The sequence below is a fragment of the Acetobacter senegalensis genome (assembly GCF_001580995.1).
Classification (GTDB): Bacteria; Pseudomonadota; Alphaproteobacteria; order Acetobacterales; family Acetobacteraceae; genus Acetobacter; species Acetobacter senegalensis.
The window spans coordinates 1-505 of the sequence record NZ_LHZU01000002.1; the positions used below are offsets into that span (position 1 = coordinate 1).

Consider the following 505-nt stretch of genomic DNA (forward strand, 5'->3'; position numbering starts at 1 on the left):
GGCGGCAGCTTGCCAAGCTGAAAAGCACCTACACGGATGCCCTGCTGCGCCAGACCACCACGGAAGACCGCGTGCATACGTCCTTCCAGATGGCCATCACCACCACAGGGCGGCTTTCTTCCAACGAGCCGAATTTGCAGAACATTCCCATCCGCACGGAAGAAGGTGGGCGTATCCGGCAGGCATTTATTGCGCCCAAGGGCAAGAAACTGGTGTCTGCCGACTACTCACAGATCGAACTGCGGCTGCTGGCGGATGTGGCGAATATTCCGGCCCTGCGGGAAGCCTTTGCGCTGGGGCAGGATATTCACGCCCGCACGGCGTCCGAAGTGTTCGGTGTGCCGCTGGAAGGCATGGATGCCCTCACCCGCCGCCGCGCGAAGGCCATCAATTTCGGTATCATCTACGGGATCTCGGCTTTCGGGCTGGGGCGGCAACTTGGTATTCCGGCAGGGGAAGCACGTTCCTATATTGATGCGTACTTCGCCCGCTACCCCGGCATCCG

Annotated in this window: 1 protein-coding gene; it reads left to right on the top strand. The window is 61.0% G+C overall.

Going from position 1 to position 505, the window contains the following annotated elements; all coding sequences use genetic code 11:
* A partial coding sequence (locus AD948_RS00010; RefSeq protein WP_248845849.1) for a DNA polymerase occupies positions 1-505 on the top strand: 505 nt, incomplete at both ends.